This is a genomic window from Pseudomonas sp. 2VD (assembly GCF_005503585.1).
Classification (GTDB): Bacteria; Pseudomonadota; Gammaproteobacteria; order Pseudomonadales; family Pseudomonadaceae; genus Pseudomonas; species Pseudomonas aeruginosa.
The window spans coordinates 1-3,015 of the sequence record NZ_SCND01000526.1 but is presented as its reverse complement, the minus strand read 5'-3'; the positions used below and the strand labels follow the sequence as shown (position 1 = coordinate 3,015).

Genomic DNA, 3,015 nt, shown 5'->3' with positions numbered 1-3,015 from the left:
GGTGAAGGTGGTCTCGCCGATGGCGTAGAGGCCTGGCACGTCGGTATGCCCGTGCTGGTCGACGAGCACGCCGCCGCAGGTATAGTGCGCGGCTGGCACTACCGGGATCGGTTGCTGGGTAATGTCGATGCCGAAGTCCAGGCAGCGCTCGTAGACGGTGGGGAAGTGCGCCTTGATGAACTCGGCCGGCTTGTGGCTGATGTCCAGGTAGACGCAGTCGATCCCCAGGCGCTTCATTTCATGGTCGATGGCGCGGGCCACGATGTCCCGGGGCGCCAGTTCGCCACGCGGATCGAAGCGCGGCATGAAACGCTCGCCATTGGGCAGGCGGAGCAGGGCGCCTTCGCCGCGCAATGCCTCGGTGATGAGGAAACTCTTGGCCTGCGGGTGGTACAGGCAGGTCGGATGGAACTGGTTGAATTCCAGGTTGCCGACCCGGCAGCCGGCGCGCCAGGCCATGGCGATACCGTCGCCGGAGTTGCCGTCGGGATTGCTGGTATAAAGGTAGACCTTGCTCGCGCCGCCGGAGGCCAGCACGCTGAAGCGGGCACGGAAGGTATCGACTTCGCCGCTTTCCCGATTCAGCACGTAGGCGCCCAGGCAGCGCTTGCTCGGCAGGCCTAGCTTGCGCTCGGTGATCAGGTCGACCGCCACTCGCTGCGACAGCAACTCGATGTTCGGTCGCCGCCGGGCCTGGGCCAGCAAGGTATTGAAGATCGCGGCGCCGGTGGCGTCGGCGGCATGGATGATGCGCCGGTGGCTGTGCCCGCCTTCGCGGGTCAGGTGGTATTCGAAGCTGCCTTCCTCGTGGTTGTGCTGCTCGTCGCGGGTGAAGGGCACCCCCTGTTCGATCAGCCACTGGATCGCTTCGCGGCTATGCTCCACGGTGAAGCGCACCGCGTCCTCGCGGCACAGGCCGCCACCGGCGACCAGGGTGTCCTCGACGTGGGATTCCACGGTGTCGGTATCGTCCAGCACGGCGGCCACGCCGCCCTGGGCCCAGTAAGTCGAGCCCTGCGACAGTTCGCCCTTGCTGAGGACGGCGATGCGCAGGTGTTCCGGAAGGGTCAGGGCCAGACTCAGGCCGGCGGCGCCGCTGCCGATGACCAGTACATCGTGTTGATAATGTTGGCTCATGCCCGCATTTCCCCGTGGTGGAGCCCTAGTATATAGAAGGGCCTGGCGGCACAATAGCGCACCCCCGCTGCCGGTCCGGCGGATGAGCTGCGGGCCTGTCATCGGCAGGCGTCATCAGAGCGGGGCGATGTAGTGCTGGAACTTTCTTAGACGCATCGGTTCCAAAGCAGGATGCCTGAAGACCTCGTCCGGTTGGCCTACCCAGCGGCACAGAGGCCGGGCCCTGAGCCCGATGCAATCCATTTTCGCGGGGCCCGGACACGATGTCCGGGGCCGCACGTCACGAGCGAGGAAAAAACTCGTGACGCATGCTTGGAGGGGAGAACTTTTGCAAGAAGCCCGAGTCTATCTTGGCAAGACGATTCGCTGGGACGCTCGAAGCTCCTCCAGGTTCGAAGAGGAGCTTTCATGCTAACCCAGGAACAGGATCAGCAACTGGTTGAACGGGTACAGCGCGGAGACAAGCGGGCTTTCGATCTGCTGGTACTGAAATACCAGCACAAGATACTGGGATTGATCGTGCGGTTCGTGCACGACGCCCAGGAAGCCCAGGACGTAGCGCAGGAAGCCTTCATCAAGGCATACCGCGCGCTCGGCAATTTCCGCGGCGATAGTGCTTTTTATACCTGGCTGTATCGGATCGCCATCAACACCGCGAAGAACCACCTGGTCGCTCGCGGGCGTCGGCCGCCGGACAGCGATGTGACCGCAGAGGATGCGGAGTTCTTCGAGGGCGACCACGCCCTGAAGGACATCGAATCGCCGGAACGGGCGATGTTGCGGGATGAGATCGAGGCCACCGTGCACCAGACCATCCAGCAGTTGCCCGAGGATTTGCGCACGGCCCTGACCCTGCGCGAGTTCGAAGGTTTGAGTTACGAAGATATCGCCACCGTGATGCAGTGTCCGGTGGGGACGGTGCGGTCGCGGATCTTCCGCGCTCGTGAAGCAATCGACAAAGCTCTGCAGCCTTTGTTGCGAGAAGCCTGACACAGCGGCAAATGCCAAGAGAGGTATCGCTATGAGTCGTGAAGCCCTGCAGGAAACTCTGTCCGCTGTGATGGATAACGAAGCGGATGAACTCGAGTTGCGGCGGGTGCTCGCAGCTTGCGGCGAGGATGCCGAGCTGCGTTCCACCTGGTCGCGCTACCAGTTGGCGCGGTCCGTCATGCACCGCGAGCCTACCCTGCCGAAGCTGGATATCGCTGCGGCGGTCTCGGCTGCCCTGGCCGACGAGGCCGCTCCGCCGAAAGCGGAGAAGGGGCCGTGGCGGATGGTCGGTCGCCTGGCGGTCGCTGCCTCGGTGACCCTGGCGGTGCTGGCCGGCGTGCGTCTGTACAACCAGAACGACGCCCTGCCGCAGATGGCGCAACAGGGGACCACCCCGCAGATCGCCCTGCCGCAGGTGAAAGGCCCGGCCGTGCTGGCCGGCTACAGCGAAGAGCAGGGGGCGCCGCAGGTGATCACCAACTCCTCGTCCAGCGATACCCGCTGGCATGAGCAGCGTCTGCCGATCTACCTGCGTCAGCACGTGCAACAATCCGCCGTCAGTGGTACAGAGAGCGCGCTGCCCTACGCTCGGGCAGCCAGCCTGGAAAACCGCTGAGGAGAGACATGCGCACCACCTCCCTGTTGCTTTTGCTTGGCAGCCTGATGGCGGTTCCCGCCACTCAGGCTGCCGACGCTTCCGACTGGCTGAATCGTCTCGCCGAGGCCGATCGCCAGAACAGTTTCCAAGGCACCTTCGTCTACGAGCGCAATGGCAGCTTCTCCACCCATGAGATCTGGCATCGCGTGGAGAGCGATGGCGCGGTTCGCGAGCGCCTGCTCCAGCTCGACGGCGCGCGCCAGGAAGTGGTCCGGGTCGATGGGCGCACC

3 protein-coding genes and 1 pseudogene are annotated in these 3,015 nt (G+C 64.3%); 3 read left to right on the top strand and 1 reads right to left on the bottom strand.

Features of this window, described 5'->3' with window-relative positions; all coding sequences use genetic code 11:
- A partial coding sequence (gene nadB / locus FFS27_RS31080) for an L-aspartate oxidase (RefSeq protein ID WP_137952465.1) occupies nucleotides 1-1,137 on the bottom strand: 1,137 nt, incomplete at its 3' end.
- A 408-nt stretch (nucleotides 1,138-1,545) separates the two neighbouring features.
- Between nadB and rpoE the strand changes: the two genes are divergently transcribed.
- The 3 genes and pseudogenes from rpoE to mucB form a co-directional block, all read left to right on the top strand.
- Nucleotides 1,546-2,127 carry an RNA polymerase sigma factor RpoE gene (gene rpoE, locus FFS27_RS31075; RefSeq protein WP_003085543.1) on the top strand — a complete coding sequence of 194 codons (582 nt, stop codon included), beginning with the start codon at nucleotides 1,546-1,548 and terminating at the stop codon, nucleotides 2,125-2,127.
- A 31-nt stretch (nucleotides 2,128-2,158) separates the two neighbouring features.
- A complete protein-coding gene (mucA, locus tag FFS27_RS31070; RefSeq protein WP_003101958.1) occupies nucleotides 2,159-2,743 on the top strand; it encodes an anti-sigma factor MucA in 585 nt (194 codons plus the stop codon).
- 8 nt (nucleotides 2,744-2,751) lie between these two features.
- A pseudogene (gene mucB / locus FFS27_RS31065) lies at nucleotides 2,752-3,015 on the top strand (sigma factor AlgU regulator MucB); the annotation flags it as partial.

Excerpts from the sequence above, each read along its gene's own strand:
- rpoE (WP_003085543.1), top strand. The coding sequence starts at position 1,546 with ATGCTAACCCAGGAACAGGATCAGCAACTGGTTGAACGGGTACAGCGC.
- mucA (WP_003101958.1), top strand. The coding sequence starts at position 2,159 with ATGAGTCGTGAAGCCCTGCAGGAAACTCTGTCCGCTGTGATGGATAAC.